General features: G+C 73.7%; 29 protein-coding genes and 1 riboswitch. Of the genes, 19 read left to right on the top strand and 10 right to left on the bottom strand.

Annotation, left to right across the window (positions count from 1 at the left end):
- A partial coding sequence (locus ABZW14_RS28980) for a patatin-like phospholipase family protein (protein ID WP_355352506.1) occupies positions 1–752 on the bottom strand: 752 nt, incomplete at its 3' end.
- A gap of 76 nt (positions 753–828) precedes the next feature.
- On the opposite strand from ABZW14_RS28980, the gene ABZW14_RS28975 reads away from it, so the two are divergent.
- Positions 829–1,557 carry an SDR family oxidoreductase gene (locus tag ABZW14_RS28975; protein WP_355352503.1) on the top strand — a complete coding sequence of 243 codons (729 nt, stop codon included), beginning with the start codon at positions 829–831 and terminating at the stop codon, positions 1,555–1,557.
- 50 nt (positions 1,558–1,607) lie between these two features.
- On the opposite strand, the gene ABZW14_RS28970 is transcribed toward ABZW14_RS28975, so the two are convergent.
- Entirely contained in the window at positions 1,608–1,733 is a 126-nt protein-coding gene (locus tag ABZW14_RS28970) for a hypothetical protein (RefSeq protein WP_355352500.1), read from the bottom strand.
- Entirely contained in the window at positions 1,730–3,148 is a 1,419-nt protein-coding gene (locus ABZW14_RS28965; protein ID WP_355352497.1) for an OFA family MFS transporter, read from the bottom strand. The genes ABZW14_RS28970 and ABZW14_RS28965 overlap by 4 nt, the downstream gene beginning before the upstream one ends.
- Positions 3,149–3,329: 181 nt before the next feature.
- Here ABZW14_RS28965 and ABZW14_RS28960 point away from each other — a divergent pair, with 181 nt between their 5' ends.
- The 6 genes from ABZW14_RS28960 (at position 3,330) to ABZW14_RS28935 (ending at position 8,704) form a co-directional block, all read left to right on the top strand.
- Positions 3,330–3,932 carry a GNAT family N-acetyltransferase gene (locus ABZW14_RS28960; protein WP_355352494.1) on the top strand — a complete coding sequence of 201 codons (603 nt, stop codon included), beginning with the start codon at positions 3,330–3,332 and terminating at the stop codon, positions 3,930–3,932.
- Between the two features lie 4 nt (positions 3,933–3,936).
- The gene (pdxY, locus tag ABZW14_RS28955) at positions 3,937–4,788 is read left to right on the top strand and encodes a pyridoxal kinase PdxY (protein ID WP_355352491.1); all 852 of its coding nucleotides are present in this window, start codon (positions 3,937–3,939) and stop codon (positions 4,786–4,788) included.
- Positions 4,789–4,899: 111 nt separating this feature from the next.
- Positions 4,900–5,286, top strand: coding sequence for a hypothetical protein (locus tag ABZW14_RS28950; RefSeq protein ID WP_355352488.1), 387 nt, complete (start codon positions 4,900–4,902; stop codon positions 5,284–5,286).
- A gap of 76 nt (positions 5,287–5,362) precedes the next feature.
- On the top strand, positions 5,363–5,815 hold the full coding sequence (locus ABZW14_RS28945) for a helix-turn-helix transcriptional regulator (protein ID WP_355352485.1): 453 nt from the start codon (positions 5,363–5,365) through the stop codon (positions 5,813–5,815).
- Between the two features lie 5 nt (positions 5,816–5,820).
- Complete coding sequence (locus ABZW14_RS28940) at positions 5,821–6,231, top strand: VOC family protein (RefSeq protein ID WP_355352482.1); 411 nt, start codon at positions 5,821–5,823, stop codon at positions 6,229–6,231.
- A gap of 82 nt (positions 6,232–6,313) precedes the next feature.
- Positions 6,314–8,704 carry an excinuclease ABC subunit UvrA gene (locus tag ABZW14_RS28935; RefSeq protein ID WP_355352479.1) on the top strand — a complete coding sequence of 797 codons (2,391 nt, stop codon included), beginning with the start codon at positions 6,314–6,316 and terminating at the stop codon, positions 8,702–8,704.
- A gap of 121 nt (positions 8,705–8,825) precedes the next feature.
- On the opposite strand, the gene ABZW14_RS28930 is transcribed toward ABZW14_RS28935, so the two are convergent.
- Positions 8,826–9,311 carry a carboxymuconolactone decarboxylase family protein gene (locus ABZW14_RS28930; RefSeq protein WP_355352476.1) on the bottom strand — a complete coding sequence of 162 codons (486 nt, stop codon included), beginning with the start codon at positions 9,309–9,311 and terminating at the stop codon, positions 8,826–8,828.
- A 167-nt stretch (positions 9,312–9,478) separates the two neighbouring features.
- Here ABZW14_RS28930 and ABZW14_RS28925 point away from each other — a divergent pair, with 167 nt between their 5' ends.
- From ABZW14_RS28925 to ABZW14_RS28915, 3 genes are read left to right on the top strand one after another with little or no spacing between them, the layout of a single operon-like run.
- Complete coding sequence (locus ABZW14_RS28925) at positions 9,479–10,393, top strand: RNA polymerase sigma-70 factor (protein WP_355352473.1); 915 nt, start codon at positions 9,479–9,481, stop codon at positions 10,391–10,393.
- 41 nt (positions 10,394–10,434) lie between these two features.
- Positions 10,435–10,875, top strand: coding sequence for a nuclear transport factor 2 family protein (locus ABZW14_RS28920; protein WP_355352470.1), 441 nt, complete (start codon positions 10,435–10,437; stop codon positions 10,873–10,875).
- 49 nt (positions 10,876–10,924) lie between these two features.
- On the top strand, positions 10,925–11,890 hold the full coding sequence (locus ABZW14_RS28915) for a helix-turn-helix domain-containing protein (protein WP_355352467.1): 966 nt from the start codon (positions 10,925–10,927) through the stop codon (positions 11,888–11,890).
- 69 nt (positions 11,891–11,959) lie between these two features.
- Here ABZW14_RS28915 and ABZW14_RS28910 read toward each other — a convergent pair whose 3' ends face one another.
- Positions 11,960–13,183 carry a hypothetical protein gene (locus tag ABZW14_RS28910; protein ID WP_355352464.1) on the bottom strand — a complete coding sequence of 408 codons (1,224 nt, stop codon included), beginning with the start codon at positions 13,181–13,183 and terminating at the stop codon, positions 11,960–11,962.
- Between the two features lie 207 nt (positions 13,184–13,390).
- Positions 13,391–14,260, bottom strand: coding sequence for an aminoglycoside phosphotransferase family protein (locus ABZW14_RS28905; RefSeq protein WP_355352461.1), 870 nt, complete (start codon positions 14,258–14,260; stop codon positions 13,391–13,393).
- 94 nt (positions 14,261–14,354) lie between these two features.
- On the opposite strand from ABZW14_RS28905, the gene ABZW14_RS28900 reads away from it, so the two are divergent.
- From ABZW14_RS28900 to ABZW14_RS28890, 3 genes are all read left to right on the top strand, one after another.
- Positions 14,355–15,362, top strand: a complete 1,008-nt coding sequence (locus ABZW14_RS28900) for a tyrosine-type recombinase/integrase (protein ID WP_355352458.1) — start codon at positions 14,355–14,357, stop codon at positions 15,360–15,362.
- 18 nt (positions 15,363–15,380) lie between these two features.
- Positions 15,381–16,406: a hypothetical protein gene (locus ABZW14_RS28895; protein ID WP_355352455.1), complete on the top strand. Its 1,026-nt coding sequence runs from the start codon at positions 15,381–15,383 to the stop codon at positions 16,404–16,406.
- Positions 16,406–16,487, top strand: a riboswitch (ZMP/ZTP riboswitch). (Overlaps the previous gene by 1 nt.)
- Positions 16,488–16,500: 13 nt before the next feature.
- Entirely contained in the window at positions 16,501–17,382 is an 882-nt protein-coding gene (locus ABZW14_RS28890; protein ID WP_355352452.1) for a tetrahydrofolate dehydrogenase/cyclohydrolase catalytic domain-containing protein, read from the top strand.
- A gap of 33 nt (positions 17,383–17,415) precedes the next feature.
- Here ABZW14_RS28890 and ABZW14_RS28885 read toward each other — a convergent pair whose 3' ends face one another.
- Positions 17,416–18,195, bottom strand: a complete 780-nt coding sequence (locus tag ABZW14_RS28885; protein ID WP_355352449.1) for an endonuclease/exonuclease/phosphatase family protein — start codon at positions 18,193–18,195, stop codon at positions 17,416–17,418.
- 186 nt (positions 18,196–18,381) lie between these two features.
- On the opposite strand from ABZW14_RS28885, the gene ABZW14_RS28880 reads away from it, so the two are divergent.
- The 3 genes from ABZW14_RS28880 (at position 18,382) to ABZW14_RS28870 (ending at position 21,694) form a co-directional block, all read left to right on the top strand.
- Positions 18,382–19,152, top strand: a complete 771-nt coding sequence (locus tag ABZW14_RS28880) for a TSUP family transporter (protein WP_355352446.1) — start codon at positions 18,382–18,384, stop codon at positions 19,150–19,152.
- Between the two features lie 33 nt (positions 19,153–19,185).
- The gene (locus tag ABZW14_RS28875; protein ID WP_355352443.1) at positions 19,186–19,968 is read left to right on the top strand and encodes a GNAT family N-acetyltransferase; all 783 of its coding nucleotides are present in this window, start codon (positions 19,186–19,188) and stop codon (positions 19,966–19,968) included.
- A 151-nt stretch (positions 19,969–20,119) separates the two neighbouring features.
- Positions 20,120–21,694, top strand: a complete 1,575-nt coding sequence (locus ABZW14_RS28870) for a VWA domain-containing protein (RefSeq protein ID WP_355352440.1) — start codon at positions 20,120–20,122, stop codon at positions 21,692–21,694.
- A 55-nt stretch (positions 21,695–21,749) separates the two neighbouring features.
- Here the strand turns inward: ABZW14_RS28870 and def are convergent, their stop codons facing one another.
- Both def and ABZW14_RS28860 read right to left on the bottom strand, forming a co-directional pair.
- Entirely contained in the window at positions 21,750–22,259 is a 510-nt protein-coding gene (def, locus tag ABZW14_RS28865; RefSeq protein ID WP_189196132.1) for a peptide deformylase, read from the bottom strand.
- A gap of 10 nt (positions 22,260–22,269) precedes the next feature.
- Entirely contained in the window at positions 22,270–23,058 is a 789-nt protein-coding gene (locus ABZW14_RS28860; RefSeq protein ID WP_355352436.1) for a TetR/AcrR family transcriptional regulator, read from the bottom strand.
- 73 nt (positions 23,059–23,131) lie between these two features.
- Here ABZW14_RS28860 and ABZW14_RS28855 point away from each other — a divergent pair, with 73 nt between their 5' ends.
- Positions 23,132–24,091 (top strand): ATP-binding cassette domain-containing protein, encoded by a 960-nt coding sequence (locus ABZW14_RS28855; RefSeq protein WP_355352433.1) that lies wholly within the window; start codon positions 23,132–23,134, stop codon positions 24,089–24,091.
- Positions 24,088–24,894, top strand: coding sequence for an ABC transporter permease (locus ABZW14_RS28850; RefSeq protein ID WP_355352430.1), 807 nt, complete (start codon positions 24,088–24,090; stop codon positions 24,892–24,894). Before ABZW14_RS28855 ends, ABZW14_RS28850 begins: the two co-directional genes overlap by 4 nt.
- Before the next feature lie 95 nt (positions 24,895–24,989).
- Here the strand turns inward: ABZW14_RS28850 and ABZW14_RS28845 are convergent, their stop codons facing one another.
- Positions 24,990–25,478 (bottom strand): MarR family transcriptional regulator, encoded by a 489-nt coding sequence (locus tag ABZW14_RS28845; RefSeq protein WP_355352427.1) that lies wholly within the window; start codon positions 25,476–25,478, stop codon positions 24,990–24,992.
- Positions 25,479–25,529: 51 nt separating this feature from the next.
- On the opposite strand from ABZW14_RS28845, the gene pip reads away from it, so the two are divergent.
- The gene (pip, locus tag ABZW14_RS28840; protein WP_355352424.1) at positions 25,530–26,477 is read left to right on the top strand and encodes a prolyl aminopeptidase; all 948 of its coding nucleotides are present in this window, start codon (positions 25,530–25,532) and stop codon (positions 26,475–26,477) included.
- Positions 26,478–26,496 lie beyond the last annotated feature (19 nt).

Genomic DNA, 26,496 nt, shown 5'->3' with positions numbered 1-26,496 from the left:
GGGTCCAGCACGTTGCGGCCGATCGCCGCCCGCGCCGCCCGGTCCGGCGACACCACCGCCACCTGCGCGCCCGCCGAGCGCAACTGCGCCACCTGCGCGGCCAGCCGCGGCATCGGCCCGAACCCGGCCCGCGTCGGCGCCAGCACCACCACCGCCCGCGAGCCGGCCGCCAGGTCCGCGTTGACCGCCGAGCGCACCCCGCCGTCGACGTACCGCCGGCCGGCGATGGTCACCGGCGGCCACACCCCCGGCACCGCGCAGCTGGCGCCCACCGCGTCCACCAGCGCCACCTCCGACGTGGCGTCGAAGACCACGAACTCGCCCGAGGCCGCGTCCACGGCGGTCACCAGCAGCCGCCGCGCCGGCCACCGCCGCACCGGCAACCGCGCCGCGATCACCGCCCGCCGCGACTCCTCCGACGGGGTACGCGCCGCCAGGGCCATCGCGCCGACCCGCGCGCGGGCCCGCACCTCGTCACGGCCCCGGGCGCCCGCCCACGCCCAGCGGGCCAGCACCCCGACGCCCAGCCGGGCCGCCACCTCGCCGCTCGCGGGGCGCAGCTGCGCCGCGTACAGCTGCTCGACCGGCGTGCCGGAGCACACCTGCGCGCCGACCACCGAACCGGCCGAGGTGCCCACGACCAGCTCCGCCCCGGTCACGTCCAGCCCGCGCGCCGCCAGCCCGGCCAGCAGCCCCAACTCCCAGGCCACCCCGGTCACCCCGCCGCCACCCAGCACCAACGCCCGCGTCATGTGTGATCGTCCTCTCCACCGGGGATCGCGCCGATCACGGTAACGTCACCGGCACCGCCAGGGCAGGGAGAGGACATTGAGCTCCGTCACCATCGTCACGGGTGGGGGGCGCGGCATCGGCGCCGCCACCGCCCGCCGTCTCGCCGCCGCCGGCCACGACGTGGTCATCGGCTACCGCGGCGACCACGCCGCCGCCGACGCCGTCCTCGCCGACGTGCGCGCCGCCGGCCGCCGCGGTGCCGCGGTCGCCGCCGACACCACCGACCCCGAGCAGGTCCACCGCCTCTTCGACGCCGCCGCGACGCTGGGCCCGCTCACCGGCCTGGTCAACAACGCCGGCGTCACCAGCCCGATCGGGCCCTTCACCGACCTGCGCGTCGAGGACCTGCGCCAGGTCGTCGACGTCAACCTCGTCGGGTACGTCCTCTGCGCCCAGCAGGCCGCCCGCCGGATGACCCGCGGCGGCGCCATCGTCAACGTCTCCTCGGCCGCCGCCACCCTCGGCAGCCCCGGCGAATACATCCACTACGCCGCCGTCAAGGCCGCCACCGACACCCTCACCGTCGGCCTGGCCAAGGAACTCGCCCCGCGGGGCATCCGGGTCAACGCCGTCGCCCCGGGGATCATCCGCACCGACATCCACGCCCTGTCCGGCGCGCCCGACCGCCCGGACACGGCGGCCGGGCGCATCCCGCTGGGCCGCGCCGGCGAACCCGACGAGGTCGCGGGCGCCATCGCGTTCCTCCTCGGCCCCGACGCCACCTACACCACCGGCGCCGTCCTGCGCATCGCCGGCGGCCTCTGACACAGCGGCGGCCCGGGGATGACGCACCCCCGGGCCGCCGCATCGTCGCGCTAGTGGGTGAACAGCTTCGCCGCCGTGATCACCGTCTGCACCACCCCGTAGCCCAGCAGCACCGACACCACCACCCACGACACCACCACGCGGACCCGCTGCCCGCCACCGGCCCGCTCGTTCACGACCCGCTCCTCTCCGCCGTCACCGGCTGCGCACCCTCGACACCGTCCCGGCCCGGCGCCGGCTCGTGGAACCGCTGCGGCACCGGCCGGATCAGCAGGTTCGCCACGAAACCGACCGCCAGCACCCCGACCATCGTGAACAGCGCCGGCCGGTACGCCGCCGCCGTCAACGTGCCCGGCTTGCCCTGCGCGTCCAGGAACGCGTTCACGATCAGCGGGCCGGCCACCCCGGCCGCCGACCACGCCGTCAGCAACCGGCCGTGGATCGCGCCCACCTCGAACGTGCCGAACAGATCCCGCAGGTACGCCGGCACCGTGGCGAACCCGCCGCCGTAGAACGACAGGATCACGCACGCCAGCAGCACGAACAGCGCCGTCGCCGTCTGCCCGACCAGGGCCAGCAGCACGTACAGCACCATCCCGACCCCGAGGTACAGCAGGTAGATCGGCTTGCGGCCGATGACATCCGACGTCGACGACCAGACGAACCGGCCGGCCATGTTGAACAGCGACAGCAGCCCCACGAACCCGCCGGCGGCCGCCACCGACACCGCCGACGTGCCGTTGTTCCGGAAGAAGTCCTGGATCATGGGGCTGGCCTGCTCCAGGATGCCGATCCCGGCGGTCACGTTGCAGAACAGCACCACCCACAGCAGCCAGAACGACCGGGTCTTCACCGCGTTGGCCGCCGACACGTTCGCCGTGGTCACCAGCGGCTTCGCCGCCACCCGCGCCGGGTCGAACCCGGCCGGGCGCCAGTCCGCCGCCGGCACCCGCACGTTGAACACCCCGAACATCATGATCACGAAGTAGCCGACGCCGAGGGTCAGGAACAGCCACACCAGCGCGCTGCCCGACGCCGTCGAACCGGCGTTGCCCGGGTCGTACCCCGGGTCGTAGAACGACAGCAGCTGCCGGGACAGGGGAGAGGCCACCATCGCCCCACCGCCGAAGCCCATGATCGCCAACCCGGTCGCCAGGCCCGGCCGGTCCGGGAACCACTTGATCAACGTGGAGACGGGGGAGATGTACCCGATGCCCAGGCCGATCCCGCCCAGCACGCCGTAGCCCAGATACAGCAGCCACAGCTGCTTCGTCGCGATGCCCAGCGCGCCGACCAGGAACCCGGCCGCCCAGAAGCACGCCGAGACGAACATCGCCTTGCGCGGCCCGTTCGCCTCCACCCAGGTGCCCGCCACCGCGGCCGACAACCCGAGCATGACGATCGCGATGCTGAAGATCACCCCGATCGCCGTCTGACCGGTGTCGAAGTGCGCGATCAGAGAGTTCTTGTACACGCTGGTCGCGTAGACCTGCCCGATGCAGAGGTGGATCGCCAACGCCGCGGGCGGTATCAGCCAGCGGCTGTAGCCCGGCGGCGCGACGGTGTGCCGACGATCGAGTGCGGAAAGCATGAGTGCTTCCTCTCCGGAGAATGGCGAGAGATCCATCCGTTTCATGCCCCTGGCGCGTGCGGCGCCGAAACCCGCCCCGCGCCGGACGGTCGAAACCCTGAGCCGAACGGTCACCGCCGCGCCCGGCCCCGCACCCGCCGTCGCCCCGCCCTCACCGCCCGTCGTGGCGGATCATGACGGCATGCCGCTGCTCACCACCCCGGCCCTGCCCCCGGGCGCCCTCGCCGGCCACCACCAACCCGACCTCGACGCCGGCGACCTGTTCCTGCGCCCCTGGCGCCCCGAGGACCGGCCCGCCGTCCTCGCCGCGTACGCCGACCCCGACATCCGCCGCTGGCACTGCCGCGCCATGACCGACGACGAGGCCCGCGACTGGATCGACACCTGGCCACGCCGCTGGCGGCAGGAGACCGGGGCCGGCTGGGCGATCACCGACGGCACCGGTGTGCTCGGCCAGATCAGCCTCCGCGCGGTCGACCTGCCCGAGGCCCAGGCCGAGGTGTCGTACTGGGTGCTGCCCGCCGCCCGCGGACGGCGCGTCGCCACCCACGCCCTGACCGCCCTGACCGCCTTCGGCTTCGACCGCCTCGGCCTGCACCGGATCTGGGTGCGGCACTCCACCGCCAACCTGGCCTCCTGCCGGGTGGCCGAACGGGCCGGCCTCACCGCCGAGGGCACCCACCGCGCCGCGGCCCGGCACACCGACGGCTGGCACGACATGCACGTGCACGCCCGCCTGCGCACCGACACCCGGCCAGCACCGCCGCCGCGGATGCGACGATGAGCCGGTGAAGATCCTGTCCATCCAGTCGTCGGTCGCCTACGGTCACGTCGGCAACTCCGCCGCCGTCTTCCCGCTGCAACGCCTCCGGCACGAGGTCTGGCCGGTGCTGACCGTGCACTTCTCCAACCACACCGGCTACGGCGCCTGGCGCGGGCCGCTGCTGCCCCCCGCCGACGTCGCCGAGGTGATCGCCGGCATCGAGGACCGTGGCGTCCTCGGCACCGCCGACGCGGTCCTGTCCGGCTACCAGGGCGACCCGGCCATGGGCGCGGTGATCCTCGACGCGGTCGCCCGGGTCAAGGCCGCCAACCCCGACGCCCTGTACTGCTGCGACCCGGTGATGGGCGACGTCGGCCGGGGCATGTTCGTCCGCCCCGGCATCCCCGAGTACCTGCGCGACACCGTCGTGCCCCGCGCCGACATCGTCACCCCGAACCAGTTCGAACTGGAGTTCCTCGCCGGCCGCCGCACCGACACCCTGGACGACCTGCTCGCCGCCGTCGACGTCGTCCGCGACACCGGACCCCGGCACATGCTCGTCACCAGCGTGCTGCACGGCGACCTGCCCGCCGGGTCCCTGGAGGTCGTCGCCGTCTCCGACGCCGGCGCCTGGGCGGTCACCACGCCGCTGCTGCCGATCAGTCCCAACGGCGGCGGCGACGTCACCGCCGCGCTCTACCTGGCCCACCTGGCCACGACCGGATCGCCGGAGACGGCGCTGGAGCGCACCACCAACTCCATCTACGCCGTCCTCGAGGCCACCCTGGCCGCCGGCACCCGGGAGCTGCAACTCATCGCCGCCCAGGACGCCATCGCCGACCCGCCCACCCGCTTCGGCGCCCGCCGGCTGCGCTGAGGCGACCCCGCACCGCGCCGGCGCGCGGACTTCACCGGACCGCCGTACCCCGGCCGGCGCCTCGCCCGGGCTCGGGGGCGACGCGGCCCGGCGCGGTGCGGAGGACGCCGGATGGACCAGATCACGTTCGAGGCGCCGTTGTGGGCCTGGGTGGCGGTCGGCGCGGTCATCGCCGTCATGCTCGCCGTCGACGTGTTCGCCCACCGCGACCACCTCGTCATCGACCTGCGCGAGGCGCTGCTCCGGAGCGCGGCGTGGATCATCGCGGGCGTCACCTTCGGGCTGGTGATCCGGCTGTGGCGCGGCAGCGGCCCGGCAGCGGCCTACTACTCCGGCTACCTGCTGGAGAAGGCGCTGTCGGTCGACAACGTGTTCGTCTTCGCACTGCCGGTGGGCAAGCTGCCGGTCTGGCTCACCCTCGCCGTGGTGGTGCTGACGCCAGCCACCGCCGTCGCCGGCAGCGCGGTGCCCGCCCGCCGGGGCACCCGGGCCCGCTGACGGCCGCCGGTGGCGCACCCGACACGCACTGCGAACGCGGTGGGCAACCCCGGCGCCACGTGGCACGATCGGGCAGGTGACCAGCAGTTCCGACCGGGCGCAGCAGCTCCGTGACCTCGCCCGGCTGCGCCGGGTCCGCGACCGGATCGACCGGGAGTACGCCCAGCCGCTGGACGTCGAGGCGCTCGCCCGGGGCGCGCACATGTCCGCCGGGCACCTCAGCCGCCAGTTCCGCCTCGCCTACGGCGAATCCCCGTACGCCTACCTGATGACCCGGCGCATCGAACGGGCGATGGCGCTGCTGCGTCGCGGCGACCTCAGCGTCACCGACGTCTGCTTCGCCGTCGGCTGCTCCTCGCTGGGCACCTTCAGCACCCGCTTCACCGAGCTGGTCGGCATCCCGCCGAGCACCTACCGGGCCCGGGCGGCGGCCGGCGGCGCGAGCGAGCTGCCGCCGTGCGTGGCGAAACAGGTGACCAGGCCGATCAGGAATCGAGAAGCGCCCACCGTCGGCGCGCACCTAGCCTGACTGCCATGGACATCACCATCAACACCACCGTCTTGCCGCACGACGACCCGGACGCCTCCCTGGCCTTCTACCGCGACGTCCTCGGGTTCGAGGTCCGCAACGACGTCGGGCAGGGCCGGATGCGCTGGATCACCGTCGGCCCCGCCGGGCAGCCCGAGACCTCCATCCTGCTGGCGCCGCCGGCCGCCGACCCCGGGGTCACCGACGAGGAACGCCGTACCATCGTCGAGATGATGGCCAAGGGCACCTACGGGTGGATCCTGCTGGCCACCCACGACCTCGACGGCACCTTCGAGAAGCTCCAGGCCGGCGACGCCGAGGTCGTCCAGGAGCCCATCGACCAGCCCTACGGCGTCCGCGACTGCGCGTTCCGCGACCCCGCCGGCAACCTGATCCGCATCAAGCAGCTGCCCTGATCTGTCACACCGGCATGATCGGATCGGGCCAGCCCACCGCACGAAGGCCGCGACGGCGGCCCACGGCACAGATGGAGACACGATGAGCACGGCCACGAGCACGGACACCCCGTCGCCCGCGCAGCACGTCGCCGACACCCACGAGCTGATCCGCGTGCAGGGGGCACGCGAGAACAACCTCAAGGACGTCAGCATCGAGATCCCGAAGCGCCGGCTGACCGTGTTCACCGGCGTCTCCGGATCCGGCAAGAGCTCGCTGGTGTTCGGCACCATCGCCGCCGAGTCGCAGCGGCTGATCAACGAGACTTACAGCGCCTTCGTGCAGGGCTTCATGCCCACACTGGCCCGGCCCGAGGTCGACGTCCTCGACGGGCTGACCACCGCGATCATCGTCGACCAGGAGCGGATGGGCGGCAACCCCCGCTCCACCGTCGGCACGGTCACCGACGCCAACGCCATGCTGCGCATCCTGTTCAGCCGGCTCGGCCAGCCGCACATCGGCTCGGCCCAGGCGTTCTCCTTCAACGTCGCCTCCATCAGCGGCGCGGGCGCGGTCACCGTCGAACGCGGCGGGCAGACCACGAAGGAGCGGCGCAGCTTCAGCATCACCGGCGGCATGTGCCCCCGCTGCGAGGGCATGGGCTCGGTCACCGACTTCGACCTGTCCGCCCTCTACGACGACAGCAAGTCCCTCAACGAGGGCGCCATCACCGTCCCCGGCTACAGCGTCGACGGCTGGTACGGGCGCATCTTCAGCGGCTGCGGCTTCTTCGACCCAGACAAGCCCATCCGCAAATTCACCAAGCGGGAGCTCAACGACCTCCTCCACAAGGAACCCACCAAGATCAAGGTCGAGGGCATCAACCTCACCTACGAGGGCCTGATCCCGAAGATCCAGAAGTCGTTCCTCACCAAGGACGTCGACGCGATGCAGCCCCACATCCGGGCCTTCGTCGAACGCGCCGTCACCTTCACCACCTGCCCCGACTGCGACGGCACCCGGCTCAGCGAAGCCGCCCGCTCCTCGAAGATCGCCGGCATCAGCATCGCCGACGCCTGCGCCATGCAGATCAGCGACCTCGCCGAGTGGGTACGCGGCCTCGACGAACCGTCCGTCGCGCCGCTGCTCACCGCACTCGGCGCCACCCTCGACTCGTTCGTGCGGATCGGGCTGGGCTACCTGTCCCTCAGCCGGCCGTCGGGCACCCTGTCCGGCGGCGAGGCCCAGCGCACCAAGATGATCCGCCACCTCGGCTCCTCCCTCACCGACGTGACCTACGTCTTCGACGAACCCACCATCGGGCTGCACCCCCACGACATCCAGCGGATGAACGACCTGCTGCTGCAACTGCGCAACAAGGGCAACACCGTCCTCGTCGTCGAGCACAAGCCGGAGACCATCGCCATCGCCGACCACGTCGTCGACCTCGGCCCCGGCGCCGGCACCGCCGGCGGCGAGGTCGTCTTCGAAGGCACCGTGGCCGGCCTGCGCGGCAGCGGCACCCTCACCGGCCGGCACCTCGACGACCGCGCCCACCTCAAGCCCACCGTCCGCACCCCCACCGGGAAGCTGCAGGTACGCGGCGCCGACACCCACAACCTCCAGAACGTCGACGTCGACATCCCGCTCGGCGTCCTCGTCGTCGTCACCGGCGTGGCCGGCTCCGGCAAGAGCTCACTGATCCACGGCTCCGTGTCCGGCCGCGACGGCGTCGTGACCGTCGACCAGAGCGGCATCCGCGGCTCCCGGCGCAGCAACCCGGCCACCTACACAGGGCTGCTCGACCCGATCCGCAAGGCCTTCGCCAAGGCCAACGGCGTGAAACCCGCCCTGTTCAGCGCCAACTCCGAAGGCGCCTGCCCCACCTGCAACGGTGCCGGCGTCATCTACACCGACCTCGCCATGATGGCCGGCGTCGCCACCACCTGCGAGGAGTGCGAGGGCAAGCGGTTCCAGGCGTCCGTGCTCGAATACCACCTCGGCGGCCGCGACATCAGCGAGGTGCTCGCCATGTCCGTCACCGAGGCCGAGGAGTTCTTCGGCGCCGGCGAGGCCCGCACCCCGGCCGCCCACAAGATCCTCGAACGGCTCGCCGACGTCGGCCTCGGCTACCTCACCCTCGGACAGCCGCTCACCACCCTGTCCGGCGGCGAACGGCAACGCCTCAAGCTGGCCACCCGGATGGCCGACACCGGCGGCGTCTACGTCCTCGACGAGCCGACCACCGGCCTGCACCTCGCCGACGTCGAACACCTGCTCGCCCTGCTCGACCGGCTCGTCGACGCCGGCAAGTCGGTCATCGTCATCGAGCACCACCAAGCCGTCATGGCACACGCCGACTGGATCGTCGACCTCGGCCCCGGCGCCGGCCACGACGGCGGCCGGATCGTCTTCCAGGGCACCCCCGCCGACCTCGTCGCCGACCGCTCCACCCTCACCGGAGAGCACCTCGCCGCCTACGTCGGCGCCTGACCGGCCCGGCACCGGGACGGCGTGGACACCGAGCCACGCCCGCCCCGGACGCCGGACCCGCCCGGGGCAGCGCCACCGCCGATCCGGCCGGGCCACCGGCCCGGCCGGATCCACCCGCCGGTCAGCCCAGCGCGGCCGCGAACATGCCCGGCTCGTAGGAACCACCCCGCTGGTGCACGATCACGGCCATCCGGTTGGCCGCGTTGATCAGCGAGACCAGGGCGACCAGCGCCGCGATCTGGTCGTCGTCGTAGTGCTTGCGCACCGCCGCCCACGTCTCGTCCGACACCCCCTGGTGGGCGTCGGCGAGCCGCGTGCCCTCCTCGGCGAGCGCCAGCGCCGCCTGCTCGGCCTCGGTGAACACGGTCGACTCCCGCCACGCGGCCACCAGGTTCAGCCGCACCGCCGTCTCACCCGCGGCCGCGGCCTCCTTGGTGTGCATGTCGATGCACCACCCGCAGCCGTTGATCTGGCTGGCGCGCAGCGACACCAGCTCCCGCGTGGACGCCGGCAGCGGCGACTGGTGGATCACCATGCCGGCGTTGGCGAACCGCTTGGCGAACTTCACGGCGATCTCGTTGGCGAACATGTCGAATCGAGCATCCATGGCTCGGCCTCCCTCGTGGTGTCGCATCGGACGACCACGAGATGCCGCCAGACCCCACCCCCGTGACAACACACCCCCGTGACGCACCGCACACCGCCCCGGCGTCACACCACGACCCGGCCCGGCATCTGATGGGTGACCCGGTCCAGACCGAACAGGAGCCACCCATGGCAGGCACGGCGCAGACCGCACCCGACGACCGCCCGGACCCCGCCACCGAGGTGTTCCTCGCCCACCGGAACCTGCTGTTCACCGTCGCCTACGAGATGCTCGGCTCAGCCGCCGACGCCGAGGACGTCCTCCAGGAGACCTGGCTGCGCTGGGTGGGCGTCGACCTCACCACGGTGCGGGAACAGCGCGCCTACCTCGTCCGGATCACCACCCGCCAGGCGCTCGCCCGGCTGCGTACGCTCGGCCGCCGCAAGGAGTCCTACGTCGGCCCCTGGCTGCCCGAGCCGCTGCTGACCGCACCCGACGTCGCCGAGGACGTCGAACTGGCCGACAGCGTCTCCATGGCGATGCTGCTGGTCCTGGAGACCCTCACCCCGACCGAGCGGGCCGTGTTCGTGCTGCGCGACGTGTTCGACCTCGGCTACGACGAGATCGCCGAAGCCGTCGACAAGAGCGCCACGACGGTCCGCCAGATCGCCCACCGGGCCCGGGGCCACGTCGCCGCGCGCCGGCCCCGCGGGACCGTGTCCGCCGCCGAGAGCCGGGACGCGCTCGCGGCGTTCCAGCGGGCCACCGAGACCGGCGACCTGCAGGGCCTGCTCGACATCCTCGCGCCGGACGTCGTCTTCCTGGGTGACGGCGGGGGAGTCCGGCAGGCCGTCCCGCGCCCCGTCGTGGGCGCCGACAAGGTGGCCCGGCTGCTGGCCGCCGGGCTGGGCCGGATCGCCGCACTGATGTCGCTGCGGCCGGCACAGGTCAACGGCTACCCGGCCCTGATCATGGAACAGGACGACGAGATCGACACCGTCCTGGCGGTACGCATCGACGACGGGCTCGTCACCGGCCTCTACGCCGTGCGCAACCCGCACAAGCTCTCGCACATGGAGCGCGAGGTCACCCTGCGCCGCTGAACGCGGCCGGGCACGTCATCCGAAGGAGAGGCAGGAGAGCAATGCCGAGTCGGCACGACGCGGACGACACCACCATCCGTCAGCAGATCGACAACATCGTCGAAGGAATCGCCAACAAGGACCTCAAGGGCCTGCGGCGGCTCTACACCACCGACGTCGTGTCCTTCGACGTCGAACCGCCCCTGCAGCACGTCGGGGTGGAGGCCAAGCTCCGGAACTGGACCGCCGTCTTCACGGTCTTCGACCGCGTGTCCTACGAGGTCCGCGACCTGACCCTCACCGTCGGCGACGACGTCGCGTTCGGGCACGCCTTCGGCCGCCTCAGCGGCACACTGAAGGACGGGACGGCGACCAACGGCATGTGGGTCCGGGCCACCTTCTGCTTCCGCAAGATCGACGGCACCTGGCTGATCGCCCACGACCAGGTCTCGGTGCCGCTGGACATCCGCAGCGGCAGGGGAGTGACCGACCTCCAACCCTGACCGGAACAGGGGAGCGGCCCGCCCGGACATCCGTGATAGACACCTGTTCGTGGGTGCACTACGCGATCTCGGATTGTCCGACGTGACCGAACGCGCCTACCTCGCCCTCGTGCAGGGTGGCCCGCCACACCGCGAGAAGCTCGCCGCACGGCTCGGGATCGACGTGGACACCGTCGACTCCGCCCTCGACGAGCTCGCCGGCCTCGGCCTCGTGGAGCTCGACGGCGAGCGCCCGCTCCCACTGCCGCCACGGCTCACCCTCGAAGTCCTCGCCGAACAACACCTGCGTGCCGCCGCAGCGGCCCGGGAGGGCTCCGAGGTGCTGGGGCGGCTGTGGGCCGAGCAGACACCCCTGCCCGACTACCTGGAGGTGCTCACCACCACCGACAGCACGGCCGCGGCACAGGAGAAACTGCACCGCGAGGTGCGCACCCAGGTCATGGCGCTCTCCGTCGGGCCCGTCGGCAGCGGCGCACCACAGCTGGCGCAGGCGCCCGGGTCCACCGAGGCGATGCATCGGGGCGTCACCTACCGGGTGGTCTACAGCACGCACATCCTCCGGCAGCCCACGGCGATGGCGCTCGTCCACGAGGCGATCTCCGCGGGGGAGTCCGCCCGGGTCTTCCCGAACGTCCCCTGCAACCTCACGATCGCCGACAGCCGGTGGGCGCTCCTCACCGCACCCATGCCCGGCGCCGAGCGCCTGCACGGGCTGGTGATACTCGGCGGCGGCTTCCTCGACACCATGATCGGCATCTTCGAATCGTTCTGGGCACTGGGCGTGCCGATCTCCGCCATGCCCATGGACGCCGCACCCGACGGCGATGGCACCAGCGAGCCGAACCGGCACCTGCTCACGTTGCTCGGTGCGGGCCTCACCGACGAGTCGATCGCGCGGGAACTGGACGTCAGCAAACGGACGGTCACCAGGAGGATCGCCGCCCTGCAGAACTCCCTCGGCGCCCGCAGCCGATTCCAGCTCGGTGTGCAGGCAGCACGCCGCGGCTGGCTCTGAACAGCCGCCGCCGATCCGAGTCGGGCCGGCCGCCCACCGGGGACGGCCGGCCCGACTCGATACGCGGGATCAGTCGTTCGCGTCCGGCGCGACGAACACCGGCAGCTGCTGCTCGAACTTCGAATCGAGGGTGAGCGACGGCAGGATGTGGCCCTGCTTCTGGGCGCCATCGGCCAGCTCCGCACCCCAGGTCGAGGCCCGCAGCCGCTGGTTCGGGGTGCCGTGGTGCCCGGCCGAGGTGAACGAGCAGTCCCCGACCTCGTAGAAGGCTCGCTCCGCCTCCAGGACCCGGCGGTCGTTCAGGGCCAGACCACGGGCGTGGGTGACGAAGTAGGTGCCGAAGGCGTCGGCCATCAGCTCGGTGCGGCGCGTGGCCTCCGGACCGGTGAGGGGACTGGTGAACAGGCCGGCCTCGTACTGGACGTGGTGGGCCATCTCGTGACCGAGCACCGCGCGCGGGCCGGCGTCACTGATGCCCAGCACCTCGAGCGCCGTGAACATGCCCTCACCGAAGACCATCTTGTCGGGCAGCCCGGCGAAGGGCGGCTCGGTCTCGTCCACCGCGCTGAACGCGAAGGCGTTGAGGGTGAACAGCGGGCTGTCCCCGCCGGCCAGGCCCGGGTCGGCGTCGATGATCGCGATGAGCTGCTCGGCGATGCTGCGCGCGTCGTCGCCGGTCAGGCCCAGGAAGAGCGTGACCATCCGGGCGACCCGCGCCGGATCCTGCAGCATGTCGTTCTGCATGGCGAGGAAGTCGACGTCGCCGAGCGGGACGTCCCAGAACTTCTGCGCGGCGCGGAAGGCCACGGACATCGAGTTCTGGTACTCCGCGGGCAGGCCGTAGGCGGCCTGGTTCGCCGACGAGCCGTACAGGACCGCGTCGTAGGTCGGGTAGTCGAGGACGCCGAAGATGAGCAGGATGAACAGCGTGCCGAAGTCGATGCCGCCGATCATCTGGTCCGCCCAGGCGCTGAAAGCGGTGTCGCCGCACTCGTAGTCGCCGGGGTCGATGGCTGCCGCGATGGCGTTCTGCAGGCCGGACGGCTCGATGCCGGACTCGGCCCGCACGGCCGCGAGCCGGGCACGCCAGTCCGGCGGTAGCTGCGCGGTGATCCTGTCGATCTTCGCCTGGGTCACCGGGTCGCTGGTGGTGGCGGTGGCGAGGTCGTAGGTGTAGGTCTGCGACGCGGTCGTCGCGAGGGCGGGCTCCGCAGCGGCGGCCGGCAGTCCGGGCCCCACGATGAGGGCCATGCTGGAGACTGCGGTGACCAGCCACAGGGCGTTCTTCCTCATGCACGCTCCCTGGGTTGTTCGGCCAGGAGCCGTCCGGGACGGGCTCCGGTGCAGTCAGCATCGGGTCCGGCACGACGAAACGACAGTGCCCGCAGGTGGCGAGAAGTCGCCATGACCGAGATCAGACGGCACACGCGACACAAAGCCAGAGTCGATAATGTACATTATGTCAAGTAAGCAGTTCCGGGGCCTCCCCGGGGAGGAGGTTCAGTCCACCACCGGGTCGGCCAGGATCGCCTCCACGATGCGCGACTGCTCCTCGTCGCGGCCGCCCGCGCCCGCCAGCGTGATGAGCGCCTTCCACAGCGCCCAGCCGCGGGCGCGCCGCCAGGCGTCGTCGGGCAGCCCGACGGCCTCCCGGAACAGTTTCCGTTCCGGGCCCACGCACCAGGTCCAGGCCGGCACCAGGTCGCACGCCGGATCCCCGACACCGCAGGTGCCGAAGTCGATGACCGCGGACAGCCGCCCGCCGGCGACGAGCAGGTTGCCGGCGGCGACGTCGCCGTGGAACCAGACCGGCGGCCCGGCCCAGGCCGAGGTCAGCGCCCGGGCCCAGACGTCCTGGCAGGCGGCCGTGTCCACCTGAGCGCCCAGCACGTGCAGGGCGTGCTCGACGTCGTCGCCGTAGGCGCTCGGATGGCAGCCCCGGAAGAACGAGTGCCGCCCGGCCGCCGGGCCGCCGGCCGTGGGCGCCCGTCGCAGCGCGGTCAGGAACGCGCCGAGGTCGCGGGCCACGGCCGCCCGGTCGACCCCGGCGGCGGTCTCCAGGGTGTCGCCGGGCAGCCAGCGGCGCACCGACCAGGGGTACGGGTAGCCGGCGCCGGGCGCTCCGACGGCGACCGGTCCGGGTACGGGCAGCGGCAGGTGGCGGGCCAGTTCCGGCAGGCAGCGGTCCTCCTTGGCGACGCTGGGCACGTAGCCCTCGGCGCTGGGCAGCCGCACGACGAGGTCGTCGCCGAGGCGGAAGGTCCGGTTGTCCCACCCCTGCCGGCGTACGGCGGTGACCGGCAGGTGCGCCCACTGCGGGAACTGTGCGGCGACGAGCCGGCGTACGAGTTCTTCGTCGATGTCCACCACGGACCCAGTCTCCGTGCGGGGACAACTGGTTTCCGGGGTCGCTCCCCCGGTCGGGCCCCTGGCGGGAACGCGAAAATCATGCATAATATGCCTTATGCATGACAAACCGGACGAACCGGTAGGGCGGTTGATCGAGGAGTTCCTGACCGCCCGGGCCACCCGCAAGCCCTCCCCGCACACCCTGGCGGCCTACCGGCGGGACCTCACCACCGTGGCGGGCCTGGTCGCCGCCGAGGACGGCACCACTCCCCTCCCCCTGGACCGGCTCCCGGTCACCGCCCTGTCCCCCCGGGTCATGCGCGCGGCGTTCGCCCGCTTCGCCGCTCCCCGCGCCGCCGCGTCGGTCCACCGTGCCTGGTCCACCTGGAACAGCTTCTTCACATTCCTGGTCGCCGAGGGCGTCGTACCCGGGAATCCGATGCCGGCGGTGGGGCGGCCCCGGACCCCGCTCCCCCAGCCCAAGCCGTTGCGGGGCGAGGACACCCCGGAGGAGCTGCTGGCCGCGGTGGCCCGGGAGGACGGACGGCAGCGCGACCCGTGGCCGGAGCGGGACCTCGCGGTGCTGGCGCTGGCGCTCTGCGCGGGCCTGCGCCTGTCGGAGCTGCTGGCGCTGCGGGTGGCGTCGGTGGCCGGCCGCGCCGGTGAGCGCCGGGTGGACGTGGCGGGCAAGGGTGGGCGGCCGCGTACGGTGCCGATCGAGGCGGGCGTGGACCGGGTGCTCATGAACTATCTGGACAGCCGGCGGCGGCGGTTCGGGGCGCGCAGCGTCCGGCCGGACTCGCCGCTGCTGGTGGACCGGCGGGGTGAGGCGCTGCGCCGGGGTGGCCTGCAGTATCTGGTGGAGTCGTGTTACCGGCGGGCGGGCATCGGTGACCGGGTGCCGCGGGGGGCGCGGCTGCACGCGTTGCGGCACACGTTCGCGACGCGGCTGGCGGAGGACGGGGCGAGCGCGGCGGAGATCATGCGGTTGCTGGGGCATGCGTCGTTGGCGTCGTCGCAGACGTACATCGAGGTGACGGCGGGTCAGCAGCGTGCGGCGGTGGCGTCGAACCGCACGAACCGGGCCCTTTCCGATCTGGTGGGGCGGCAGGCGGTGTCCTGAGCGGGCAGCATGGTCGGGATGCGGGTGGGTGCGGCGCGGGCGGTGGCGCTCGGGTGGGTGCGGGAGGCGATGCGCCGGGATCCGGCGATCGGGGGCGCGTTCTTCAGCGGGTCGACGGTGGGCCTGCCGGATGAGGCGGTGCTGCCGGCGTCGTCGGATGTGGACGTGCTGCTGGTGCGGGACGGCCCGGCGGCGAAGGTGGGCAAGTTCCGCCACGGTGGGGTGCTGCTGGAGGTCTCGGCGCTGACGTGGGCGGAGCTGGGGTCGCCGGAGGATGTGCTGGGGTCGTGGGTGTTCGCGCCGATGTTCCGCACGGACGGGGTGATCGCGGATCCGTCGGGCCGGCTCGGCGTGATCCGGGAGCGGGTGGCGGCGGGGTTCGCGGATCCGGTGTGGGTGCGGCGGCGGTGTGCCGGGGTGCGGCGGCGCATCGAGGGCGGGTTGGCGCGGCTGGACGGTGGGGCGCCGTTGCCGGAGCAGGTGCTGGGGTGGGTGTTCCCGACGTCGGTGCTGGCGGTGCTGCCGGCGGTGGCGGGGTTGCGGGATCCGACGGTGCGGCGGCGGTACGTGCGGGCGCGGGAGGTGCTGGCCGCGCACGGGTTCGGTGACCGGTACGAGGAGTTGCTGGCGTCGCTGGACGGCGGCGGGGTGGGTCCGGGTCGGGTGCGGGAGCACCTGGCGGGGCTGGCGGTGACGTTCGACGAGGCGGCGCGGGTGGGGCGTACCCCGTTTCCGTTCGCGGCGGATCTGTCGGCGGCGGGGCGGCCGGTGGTGCTGGACGGGAGCGCGGAGCTGGTGGCGGCGGGCGCGCACCGGGAGGCGATGTTCTGGGTCGTGGTGACGTACGCGCGGTGTCACGCGGTGCTGGCGGTGGGCGCGCCGGAGCGGGAGCGGGTGTTGCGGCCGGCGTTCGAGGCGGCGGTGGCGGATCTGGGGGTGGCGTCGGCGGCGGATCGGCGGCGGCGGGCGGCGGCGCTGCTGGGGTCGTTGCCGCGGTGGCAGTCGGTGGCGGATGCGGTCGCGGAGCGCGCTGTGGCAGGCTGAGGGGTGAACGCGACTGGCGGCACGGGGATGGGTCAACCATCGGGGAGCTCGTCGCGGGGGTCGACCGCCTGGGCCTCCGCGGGCGGGGTGCGGCATGTCTTCTTCGGGTACGACGACGGCGCGGCTGCTGCCGGGTGCGCCGGTGGCGGCGCAGGTGCTGGCGGAGGTCGCCGAGTCGGTGGTGGCGTTGCGGACGGCGGGTGTGACGCCGGCGTTGGCGACGGTGCTGGTGGGCGACGACGACGCGAGCGCGGGTTACATCCGGATCAAGCAGCGGCAGGCGGCGGAGCTGGGTTTCGTGTCGCCGCACGTGCATCTGCGGGCGTCGGCGTCGCAGGCGGATCTGCACGCGGTGCTGGCGGATTTCAACGCGGACAGGGCCGTGCACGGGGTGCTGGTGCAGTATCCGATCCCGGGTCACCTGGACTACGACCGGGCGCTGGCCGAGTTGGACCCGGACAAGGACGTGGACGGGATGCATCCGGTGAACATGGGCCGGTTGGCGTTGGGCCTGCCGGGTCCGTTGCCGTGCACGCCGGCGGGGATCGAGGCGTTGCTGGCGTTCCACGGGGTGCCGGTGGCGGGCCGGGAGGTGGCGATTCTCGGTCGGGGTGCCACGCTGGGCCGGCCGTTGGCGATGCTGCTGGCGCAGAAGCGGCCGACGGCGAACGCGGCGGTGACGGTGGTGCACACGGGGGTGCCGGACTGGCCGCGGTACACGCGGCGGGCGGACATTCTGGTGGCGGCGGCCGGGGTGCCGGGGATCATCCAGCCGGAGCATGTGCGTCCGGGTGGTGTGGTGGTCGGCGGCGGGGTGCGCTACGAGGGGCGGCGGTTGCTGCCGGACGTGGACGAGTCGTGTGCCGAGGTGGCGGGGGCGATCACGCCGCGGGTCGGCGGGGTGGGTCCGACGACGGTGGCGATGTTGTTCCGCAACGCGGTGCGGGCGGCGCAGCGGGCGTCCGGGCTGGGCTGAGGGCCCGCCGGCGTCGACGCGGTAGGGGCCCGGTCAGCCGAGGTCGACGATGAGCGGCCGGTGGTCGGAGATGGTGGACGGTGGGGTGTCGACGGCGGTGACCGGGGGCAGCCGGTCGAGGCCCCGCCGGTCGGCGAGGACGTGGTCGAGCTGCACCCGGGGTTGCCCGGCCGGGTAGGTGGGGCGGCGGCCCAGCGGTCGCCAGCGCGACAGCAGCGCGGCGGGGCCGGCGGGCAGGTTGAGGTCGCCGAGGAGGATCCGCGGGGCGGGCAGCGTGCGCAGGGCGCGGACGACGCGGCGCAGTTGCAGGATGTTCCAGCCGGGCACGAAGGACAGGTGGGTGGCGGCGACGGTGAGCGGCCCGCGGGGGGTGTCGAGGACGGCGGCGAGGACGACGCGGGGTTCGTCGCGCAGCAGGACGAGTCCGCCGCCGGGGCCGGGCACGTAGATGGGTGAGCGGACGGGGGCGGGTCGCAGGCGGGTGACCTGCCAGGAGCGGACCGGGTAGCGGCTGACCAGGCCCACGCCGTAGAGGGGTTCGCCGTGGCCGTCGTCGTCGTGGGTGAGGGGGCGGAACTGTTCGCCGGGGGTGCCGACGACGGCGGCGGCGAAGCGGTGTTCGGGGGCGGCGAGGGCGCGGGCGGCGATGGCGGTGAGGTCGAGGTTGCCGCTGCGGGTCTGGTCGCGGTCGACCTCCTGCAGGGCGAGGACGTCGGCGTCGAGCGCGGTGACGGCGGCGGTGAGCCGGTCGGGGTCGACGAGGCCGTCGGTGAGGGACCGGCCGTGCAGCACGTTGAAGGTGGCCAGGCGCACCTGCACACCCTACGTCCGCGTGGCAGGCTTGCCGGGTGCTGAGGGCGTTGCTGTGTTCGATGCTGGTGTTCGTGGCGGTGGCGTCGGCGGGGTTGTGGTTGCGGCGGCGCCGGGGGCGGTGAGCTGCGGTGATGCTGGCCACAGGGCGTCTCGTCGTGGTGGTGGGGGTGGGCAGAATGGCGGCCCGTGGACCCTGTGTCGCTGACGACCCTGTTGAGCGCGGCAGCCCTGGCGGGCTGGGTGGACGCCGTGGTGGGCGGCGGTGGCCTGCTGCTGTTGCCGGCGTTGCTGCTGGGCGCGCCGGGGGTGCCGGTGGCGACGGCGTTGGGCACGAACAAGCTGGCGGCGATCTTCGGTACGTCGACGGCGGCGGTGACGTATGCGCGGCGCACGAAGCTGGACTGGGCGGTGGCGGGGCCCGCGGCGGGGGTGGCGGTGCTGACGGCCGGGGTGGGTGCGGCCCTGGCGGGGGCGGTGCCGGCGGGGGCGTACCGGCCGGTGGTGCTGGCGGTGCTGGTGTCGGTGGCGGTGTTCGTGCTGACCCGGCCGCGGCTGGGGGTGGTGTCGTATCCGCAGCGGCGCACGCCGGTGCGGGTGGTGACGGCCGTGGCGGTGGCCGGGCTGGGCATCGCCCTGTACGACGGGTTGATCGGGCCGGGCACGGGCACGTTCCTGGTGTTGGCGTTCACCGCGCTGGTGGGCGCGGATTTCGTGCACGCGTCGGCGATGGCGAAGGTGGTCAACGCGGGCACGAACCTGGGTGCTCTGGTGGTGTTCGCGGCGACCGGGCACGTGTGGTGGCTGCTGGGCGCGGCGATGGCGGTGTGCAACATCGCCGGGGCGGCGGTGGGCGCGCGGATGGCGTTGCGGCGCGGCTCGGGTTTCGTGCGGGTGGTGCTGCTGGTCGTGGTGCTGGCGCTGGTGGGCAAGCTGGGCTACGACCAGTGGGTGGCGTGACGGCGCCGGCCGCCGGCATGTGATCATCGGCGGGTGCCCGTCCGCGCCGAACACGACCGTGCCGTCCTCGCCGAGCTGCTGGGCCGGGATCCGGTGCTGCACGCGTACCAGCTGGGTGATCTGGACGACTTCTTCTGGCCCTACACGTCCTGGTTCCGGCGGGGCGATCAGGTGGTGCTGCTGTATCACGGTGTGGAGTTGCCGACGCTGCTTGCGTTCGCGCCGCCGGAGCGCGCCGGGGACCTGGCCGGGTTGCTGGCGGAGGCGGCGCCGGTGCTGCCGGCCCGGTTGTGGGCGCACCTGTCCCCCGGCCTGGAGGAGACGGTGGCCCGTTGGTACGCGGTGTCCGACGCCGCGGCGCACCACCGGATGGCGTTGACCGATCCGGCGCGGCTGGCGGCGGTGCCGCCGGCCGGTGAGTCGCTGGGCCGCGCCGACCTGCCGCAGCTGCGGGAGTTGTACGCGGCCGCGTATCCGGGCAACTGGTTCGACCCGCGGATGCTGGACACCGGCCGCTACGTGGGGGTGCGGGAGGCGGGCCGCCTCGTCGCGGTGGCCGGGGTGCACGTGTGGTCACCGACGTGGCGGGTGGCCGCCCTGGGCAACGTGACGACCCACCCGGACGTGCGGGGGCGGGGCCTGGCCGGGGCGGCCGTGGCCGCGGTGTGCGCCGGGCTGCGGGCCACCGTCGATCACGTCACGCTCAACGTCCAGGCGGACAACCTTCCGGCCGTACGCCTGTACGAGCGGCTCGGTTTCACCCGGGTGGCCGACTTCACCGAGTGCGCGCTGCACCGTCTACCTGTGGCCGCCTGACCGGTCAGTCTGTCGTGTCCAGCCGCCACGCCGGGTCAACAACCCGACCCTGACCTGGGCTTGTGTCTGACCGGACCGGCGCGGTCCAGCCCCTAGCGTCTGCCTTCGAGGCCGCGCCCGGGGCGGGCGTGGCGGAGCTGAAGGAGACACGATGGGTTTCACAGCTGTGCCCCGGGGGCGAAGAACGGCGGTGGGTGTCGCCGCGGCGGTGACCGCGCTGATGACGGTGGCCGCCTCGCCCGCCTGGGCGGCGCCCGGCGTCGATCCGGCGACCGTGGACCGGTCCGCGGATCCCGGTGCGACGATTCCGATCAGCAAGGTGGTGTCGACGCCGCCGATCCCGCCGAACCCGGACGTGGTGCTGCTGGTCGACACGACCGGCAGCATGGGCCCGGCGATCGCCAACGTCCGCACCAACCTGCAGCAGGTGATCGACAACGTGCGGGGGGCGCAGCCCAGCGCGCAGTTCGCGGTGGCCTCCTACCGGGACGAGGGTGACGGGGCGGAGCTGTTCCGGGTCCGGCAGAACCTGACCGGCGACGCCACCGCGCTGCAGAACGCGGTGGACGGGCTGGTCGCCGGGGGCGGCGGTGACGTGCCGGAGGCGTGGGTGAACGGGCTGTTCCAGGTGTCCGAGGGCGCCATCGCCTACCGGGCCGGCAGCAGCCGCATCGTGGTGCTGGTCGGTGACGCGCCCAGCCACGACCCGAGCGCCGGGCACACCCTGGCGCAGGCCACCGCCGCGCTGCAGGCCGACGACGCCCGCGTGCTCGCGGTCGACGTCACCGGCGGTGGCGGCGGCCTGGACGCGACCGGGCAGGCCACCGGTGTGGCCGCCGCCACCGGCGGGCAGGTGGTCGGCAGCGCCCCGGACACGGTCACGGCGGCGATCCTGTCCGGGCTGCGGGACCTGGACGTGACCGTCACCCCGCAGGTGGTCTGCGACCCGGGCCTGTCGGTGGGCTTCGACGCGCCGTCGAAGACCCGGCAGAGCGGCAGCGACGTGCCGTTCGCCGAGACCGTCACGGTCGCCGGTGACGCCCCGCAGGGCGCCACCCTGCACTGCACGGTGGACTTCCTGCTCAACGGGCTCTCCGGCGGGCCGGCGTTCGTCGAGCACATCGCGGTGACGGTCAACGACGTGACCCCGCCGACGGTGGTCGTGGACGACCGGACGGTGGAGGCCACCAGCCCCGCCGGCGCGGTGATCACCTACCCGGCGAGCGCCACGGACAACGTCGACGGCCCGCTCAGCCCGGCGTGCGCGCCGCCGCCCGGCAGCACCTTCCCGCTGGGCGCCACCACGGTCACCTGCACCGCCACCGACGCCGCCGGCAACACCGGCAGCGACACCGCGGTGATGCGGGTGCTCGACACCACGGCGCCGACCACGCAGTGCGTGCCGACGAACAACCCGAGTGGCGGCACCATCCCCGGCTCGTACAACCCGGACGGGTTCTACCAGCTCACCGCGACCGACATCGTCGACACCGCCGTCGTGGTCTACATCGGTGACGCGGCCGACCCGTCGGTGCGGTTCGGGCCGTTCCCGGCCGGCACGAAGATCAAGCTGGTCCAGGCGCCGGGCGCGCAGTCCCGGGTCAAGGACGGCACCGGCGACATCGACTACAAGGTGACGCTGCGCGGCGACGCGATCATCACCGGCGTGGACGACTCCGGTAACACCTCGACCGCGACCTGCCTGGTGGCTCCGCCGCCGAAGTGACCGTTCGCGACCGACGTGCGGGGGTGGCCGGACCGGTCACCCCCGCACCGTGCGGTCAGCGGCCCCGGCTGGGCGAGTCGAACCGGCCGGCGCGGATCTCCCGCAGCGCGCGGCGGCGGGTGTCGCCACGCAGGGTGTCCACGTACAGGCGGCCGTGCAGGTGGTCGGTCTCGTGCTGCAGCGCGCGGGCCAGGAACCCGCTGCCGGCGATGGTCAGCGGCTGGCCGTGCTGGTCGAAGCCGTGCGCGGTGGCGTGCATGGCGCGCGGCGTCGGGAAGTACAGCCCGGGGATCGACAGGCAGCCCTCCTCGTCGTCCTGGCGCTCCTCGGACAGCTCCAGCGTCGGGTTGATCAGGTGACCGCGGTGCCCGTCGGCGTCGTAGACGAACACCTGCGCGTTCACCCCGATCTGGGGGGCCGCCACGCCGGCCCGGCCGGGCGCGCCGAGCAGCGTGTCCATGAGGTCCTGCACGAGCGCGCGCAGCTCGGCGTCGAAGCTGGTGACCGGTTCGGACGGGGTGCGCAGCACGGGGTCGCCGATGATCCGGATCGGGCGCATAGTCATGCCCGGAAGGCTATCCGTCCGTTACCCCGCCGGCGGCGGCACCCGCCCGGTCGCGTACCAGGACAGCGACGCCGTCGAGCAGGCGGGCCAGCCCGAACTCGAACGCGCGGGCCGGGTCCGAGGCGGCCTGGTACTCCTGGCCCGCGGTGGCGCCGACCCGGGCGGCGAGGGGGAACCGGTTCGGGTCCATGACCTTCTCCAGGTACGGGGCGTGCGCGTACCACCACTGCTGCTCGGTCATCCCGGTGTCCCGGCTGGCCTGGGCCGCCTCCACGGCCGGGCGGGCCGCGCCGTGCACGTAGCCGGTGACCAGGGTGATCACGGCGTCCATCTCCAGGTCGGTCAGGCCGATGCCGTCGACGGCGCGCAGCTCGTACTCGTACTTGGCGATCAGGTTCGGGCCCAGCGGCGGGCGGGTGGTGGCGACCTGCAGCAGCCAGGGGTGGCGCAGGTAGAGGGCGAAGTTCTCCCGGGCGATCTGCGCCAGCCGGCCCCGCCAGCCGCCCGGCACCTGTTCGGGGCGGGCGGTCTCGCCGTAGACGGTGTCGAGCATGACGTCGAGCAGCTCGCCCTTGCCGGGCACGTGCGTGTAGAGGGTCATGGTGCCCACCCCGAGCCGCTCGGCGACCCGGCGCATCGACAGCGCGGCCAGCCCTTCGGCGTCGGCGACCTCGATGGCCGCGCGCACGATCCGCTCCACGGAGAGGTCGCCGCCCTTGCGGCTGGCCTTCTCCCGGGTGCGCCAGAGCAGGGCGAGGCTGCGCGCCGGGTCCCCGGTGCCGCTGTACTCGGTGGTCACCCGCCGACTGTACCGACCACCCTTGTCGTATGGTGTACGGTACGGCGTACCGAAACGAGGAGCGGAGGAGCCCATGCGACGGGACGGACCGGCCATCGAGGCGGAGGGCCTGCACAAGCGCTACGGCGACGTGGTCGCCCTGGACGGCGTCGACCTGACGGTGCCCGCAGGCACCGTCTGCGCGGTGCTCGGGGTCAACGGCGCCGGCAAGAGCACCCTCGTGCGCATCCTCACCACCCTGCTGCGCGCCGACACCGGAACGGCCCGGGTCGCCGGGTTCGACGTACGCCGGCAGGCCGACCGGGCCCGCGCGCACCTGGGCCTGGTCGGCCAGCACGCGGCGGTCGACGAGATCCTCGGCGGCCGGCAGAACCTCGTGCTGTTCGGCCGGCTGCACCACCTCTCCCCGGCCCGCGCGGCGGCCCGCGCCGACGAACTGCTGGACCGCTTCGACCTGGCCGCGGCCGCCGGCCGGCCGGTGGGCACCTGGTCCGGCGGGATGCGCCGCCGGCTCGACCTGGCCGCCGCGCTGATCGTCGACCCGCCGGTGCTGTTCCTCGACGAGCCCACCACCGGCCTGGACCCGCGCGCCCGCAGCGACGTCTGGGACGCCGTCCGCGGCCTGGTCGACGCCGGCGCCACCGTGCTGCTGACCACCCAGTACCTGGAGGAGGCCGACCGGCTCGCCGACAGCGTGCGGGTGCTCGACCACGGGCGGGTGACCGCGGCCGGCACCCCGGAGGAACTGAAGTCGACCCTCGGCGGCGACCGGATCGACGTGGTGCTGCACCACCCCGACGACCTGGCCCCGGCCGCCGCGGCGGTCACCGCCGCCACCGGCGCCGCGCCCACCGTCGACCGCGCCGCGCTGCGGCTCAGCGTCCCGGTCACCGACCGGGTCGCCGCGCTCGCCGCGGTGCTGCGCGCCGTGGAGGCCGCCGGGCTGCGCGCCGGCGACGTGGCCGTGCGCCGCCCCACCCTCGACGAGGTGTTCCTGCACCTCACCGACTCCCGCACGGAGGTGCCGGCATGACCGTCCTGCCGCTGTCCCGGGCCCGCTGGGCCGCCGTCGACACCGCCACCCTGACCGGCCGCACCCTCGCCCACTGGGCGCGCCGTCCGGGCGAGGTGCTGGTCGGCCTGCTGTTCCCCGTCCTGCTGCTGCTGATGTTCGGCTACCTGTTCGGCGGCGCCATGGCGCTGCCCGACGGCGCCGACTACCGCGAGTTCCTCCTGCCCGGCATGGTGGCCATGACCATGCTCTTCGGCGTGGAGACCACCTACACGGCGGTGGCCGTGGACAGCGCCCGCGGCGTGACCGACCGGTTCCGGTCCCTGCCGATGAGCCGCGCCGCGGTGGTCACCGGCCGGGCCCTGGCCGACCTGCTGCACGCCGCGGCGGCCCTCGCGGTGGTGCTCGGCTGCGGCGTCGCGATCGGCTGGCGGCCGCACCGCGGCCCGGTCGCCGCGCTGGCCGCGGTGGCGCTGCTGCTGCTCCTGCGCTTCGCCATGATCTGGCTCGGGGTGTACCTGGCGCTGCTGCTGCGCCGCCCCGAGACGGTCGCCGCGTTGCAGATCCTGGTGTGGCCGCTGGGCTTCGCCTCCAACGCGTTCGTCGCCCCGGCCACCATGCCGGGCTGGCTCGCCGCCCTCGCCGCCTGGAACCCGCTGTCGGCCACCGTCGCCGCCGCCCGGGACCTGTTCGGCAACCCCGGCTGGGGTGCCGGCTCCTGGCCCGCCGAGCACGCCGTGGCCCTGGCGGTGGCCTGGCCGCTGCTGCTGGTCGCCGTGTTCCTGCCCCTGTCCGTGCGCCGCTGGCAACGCCTGGGCCGCTGACGCCGGCCGGGGGCTCAGGCCGGGCGCGGTTCGGCCCCCCGGGGCGTCGCGGTCCAGGCCGCCGCCCACCCGGCCGAGCGGTGGGTGACGCGGGGTCAGGCCGGCCGGGTCGGTGCCAGGCCGGTGTCGGTGATGCGGTCGCGCAGCGGGCGGCGGCGCAGGGCGGCGAGCACCGCGTACAGCTCGTCGGCCAGGGGCACGGGCAGTTCGGTGTCGAGCCGGCGCATGGCGGTGGTGGTGGCCGCCCACTCGGCCTCGATCACCGGCAGCAGCGCGTGTGCCCGGTCGGTGAGGGTGACGATGCGCTGCCGGGCGTCCGCGCCCGGGGTGAGGACCACCAGGCCGGCGCGGGCCATCTGGGCGACGGTCTGGCTGGCCGCGGAGTGTGTGACGCCGACCCGGGCGGCCAGGTCGCGGATCGCCAGCGGCCCGTCGGCCACGAGGGCCCGTACCAGGGGTGAGTAGCGCGGCCGGTAGTCGGGCAGGTCCAGGTCGGTGTAGACGGCGGCGACGTCGCCGTCGAGCACCTCCAGGACGTGGCGCAGCAGGGTGCCGAGGGCCTCACGGTCGGGGGTGGCGGTCACGTCCGCTAATGTAACAGCGCTGTTGTATCCGGGCCGTGAGAGGGGCACCCCATGTATCCACCGATCGAGCCGTACGCGCAGGGCCGGCTCGACGTCGGCGACGGCCAGCAGATCCACTGGGAGACCTGCGGCAACCCCGACGGACGGCCCGCCCTGGTGGTGCACGGCGGCCCCGGCTCCGGCGCGGGCGCCTCCTGGCGGCGGCTGTTCGACCCGGCCGCCTACCGGATCGTCCTGTTCGACCAGCGCGGCTGCGGCCGCAGCACCCCACCCGCCAGCGACCCGGCCACCGACCTGTCGGTCAACACCACCGCACACCTGCTGGCCGACATGGAGCGGCTGCGCGCGCACCTGGGCGTCGACCGGTGGCTGCTGTGCGGCGCCTCCTGGGGCTCGTCGCTGTCCCTGGCCTACGCCCAGCGCCACCCCGAGCGGGTCACCGCGCTGGTGCTGTTCAGCGTCGTGGCCAACACCCGCCGGGAGATCGACTGGGTGACCCGGGACATGGGCCGCGTCTTCCCCGAGGAGTGGGCCCGTTTCCGCGACGGCGTGCCGCCGGCCGAGCGCGACGGCGACCTGTCCGCCGCGTACGCCCGGCTGGTCAACGACCCGGACCCGCAGGTCCGCGACCGGGCCGCCCGGGACTGGTGCGCCTGGGAGGACGTGCACGTCTCCCTGGCCGGCGGGTTCCAGGCCAGCCCCCGCTACGCCGACCCGGTGTTCCGGGCCGGTTTCACCCGGCTGGTCACCCACTACTTCAGCAACCTGGGCTTCCTGCCCGACGGGCAGCTGCTGCGCGACGCCGGCAAACTGGCCGGCATTCCGGGCGTCCTCGTGCAGGGCCGCCTCGACGTCAGCGGCCCGCCGGACATCGCCTGGCAGCTCACCCGGCAGTGGCCCGACGCCCGGCTGGAGATCGTCGAGTCCGGCGGCCACGGCAGCGGCCACGGGGTCGGTGAGCGGGTGGTCGCCGCCCTGGACGCCTTCGCCCGCGCCTGAGCCGTCTTTCGCCGCCGGC

The sequence above is a fragment of the Micromonospora sp. NPDC004551 genome (assembly GCF_040609975.1).
Taxonomy (GTDB): Bacteria; Actinomycetota; Actinomycetes; order Mycobacteriales; family Micromonosporaceae; genus Micromonospora.
This window is presented reverse-complemented; position numbering and strand designations above follow the sequence as displayed.

Coding starts and splice junctions, on each gene's coding strand:
- ABZW14_RS28960 (WP_355352494.1), top strand. CDS start 3,330: ATGCCGCTGCTCACCACCCCGGCCCTGCCCCCGGGCGCCCTCGCCGGC.
- def (WP_189196132.1), bottom strand. CDS start 22,259: ATGACTATGCGCCCGATCCGGATCATCGGCGACCCCGTGCTGCGCACC.
- ABZW14_RS28925 (WP_355352473.1), top strand. CDS start 9,479: ATGGCAGGCACGGCGCAGACCGCACCCGACGACCGCCCGGACCCCGCC.
- ABZW14_RS28855 (WP_355352433.1), top strand. CDS start 23,132: ATGCGACGGGACGGACCGGCCATCGAGGCGGAGGGCCTGCACAAGCGC.
- ABZW14_RS28870 (WP_355352440.1), top strand. CDS start 20,120: ATGGGTTTCACAGCTGTGCCCCGGGGGCGAAGAACGGCGGTGGGTGTC.
- ABZW14_RS28965 (WP_355352497.1), bottom strand. CDS start 3,148: ATGCTTTCCGCACTCGATCGTCGGCACACCGTCGCGCCGCCGGGCTAC.
- ABZW14_RS28940 (WP_355352482.1), top strand. CDS start 5,821: ATGGACATCACCATCAACACCACCGTCTTGCCGCACGACGACCCGGAC.
- ABZW14_RS28935 (WP_355352479.1), top strand. CDS start 6,314: ATGAGCACGGCCACGAGCACGGACACCCCGTCGCCCGCGCAGCACGTC.
- ABZW14_RS28895 (WP_355352455.1), top strand. CDS start 15,381: ATGCGGGTGGGTGCGGCGCGGGCGGTGGCGCTCGGGTGGGTGCGGGAG.
- ABZW14_RS28910 (WP_355352464.1), bottom strand. CDS start 13,183: ATGAGGAAGAACGCCCTGTGGCTGGTCACCGCAGTCTCCAGCATGGCC.
- pip (WP_355352424.1), top strand. CDS start 25,530: ATGTATCCACCGATCGAGCCGTACGCGCAGGGCCGGCTCGACGTCGGC.
- ABZW14_RS28850 (WP_355352430.1), top strand. CDS start 24,088: ATGACCGTCCTGCCGCTGTCCCGGGCCCGCTGGGCCGCCGTCGACACC.
- ABZW14_RS28950 (WP_355352488.1), top strand. CDS start 4,900: ATGGACCAGATCACGTTCGAGGCGCCGTTGTGGGCCTGGGTGGCGGTC.
- ABZW14_RS28920 (WP_355352470.1), top strand. CDS start 10,435: ATGCCGAGTCGGCACGACGCGGACGACACCACCATCCGTCAGCAGATC.
- ABZW14_RS28890 (WP_355352452.1), top strand. CDS start 16,501: ATGTCTTCTTCGGGTACGACGACGGCGCGGCTGCTGCCGGGTGCGCCG.
- ABZW14_RS28900 (WP_355352458.1), top strand. CDS start 14,355: ATGCATGACAAACCGGACGAACCGGTAGGGCGGTTGATCGAGGAGTTC.
- ABZW14_RS28930 (WP_355352476.1), bottom strand. CDS start 9,311: ATGGATGCTCGATTCGACATGTTCGCCAACGAGATCGCCGTGAAGTTC.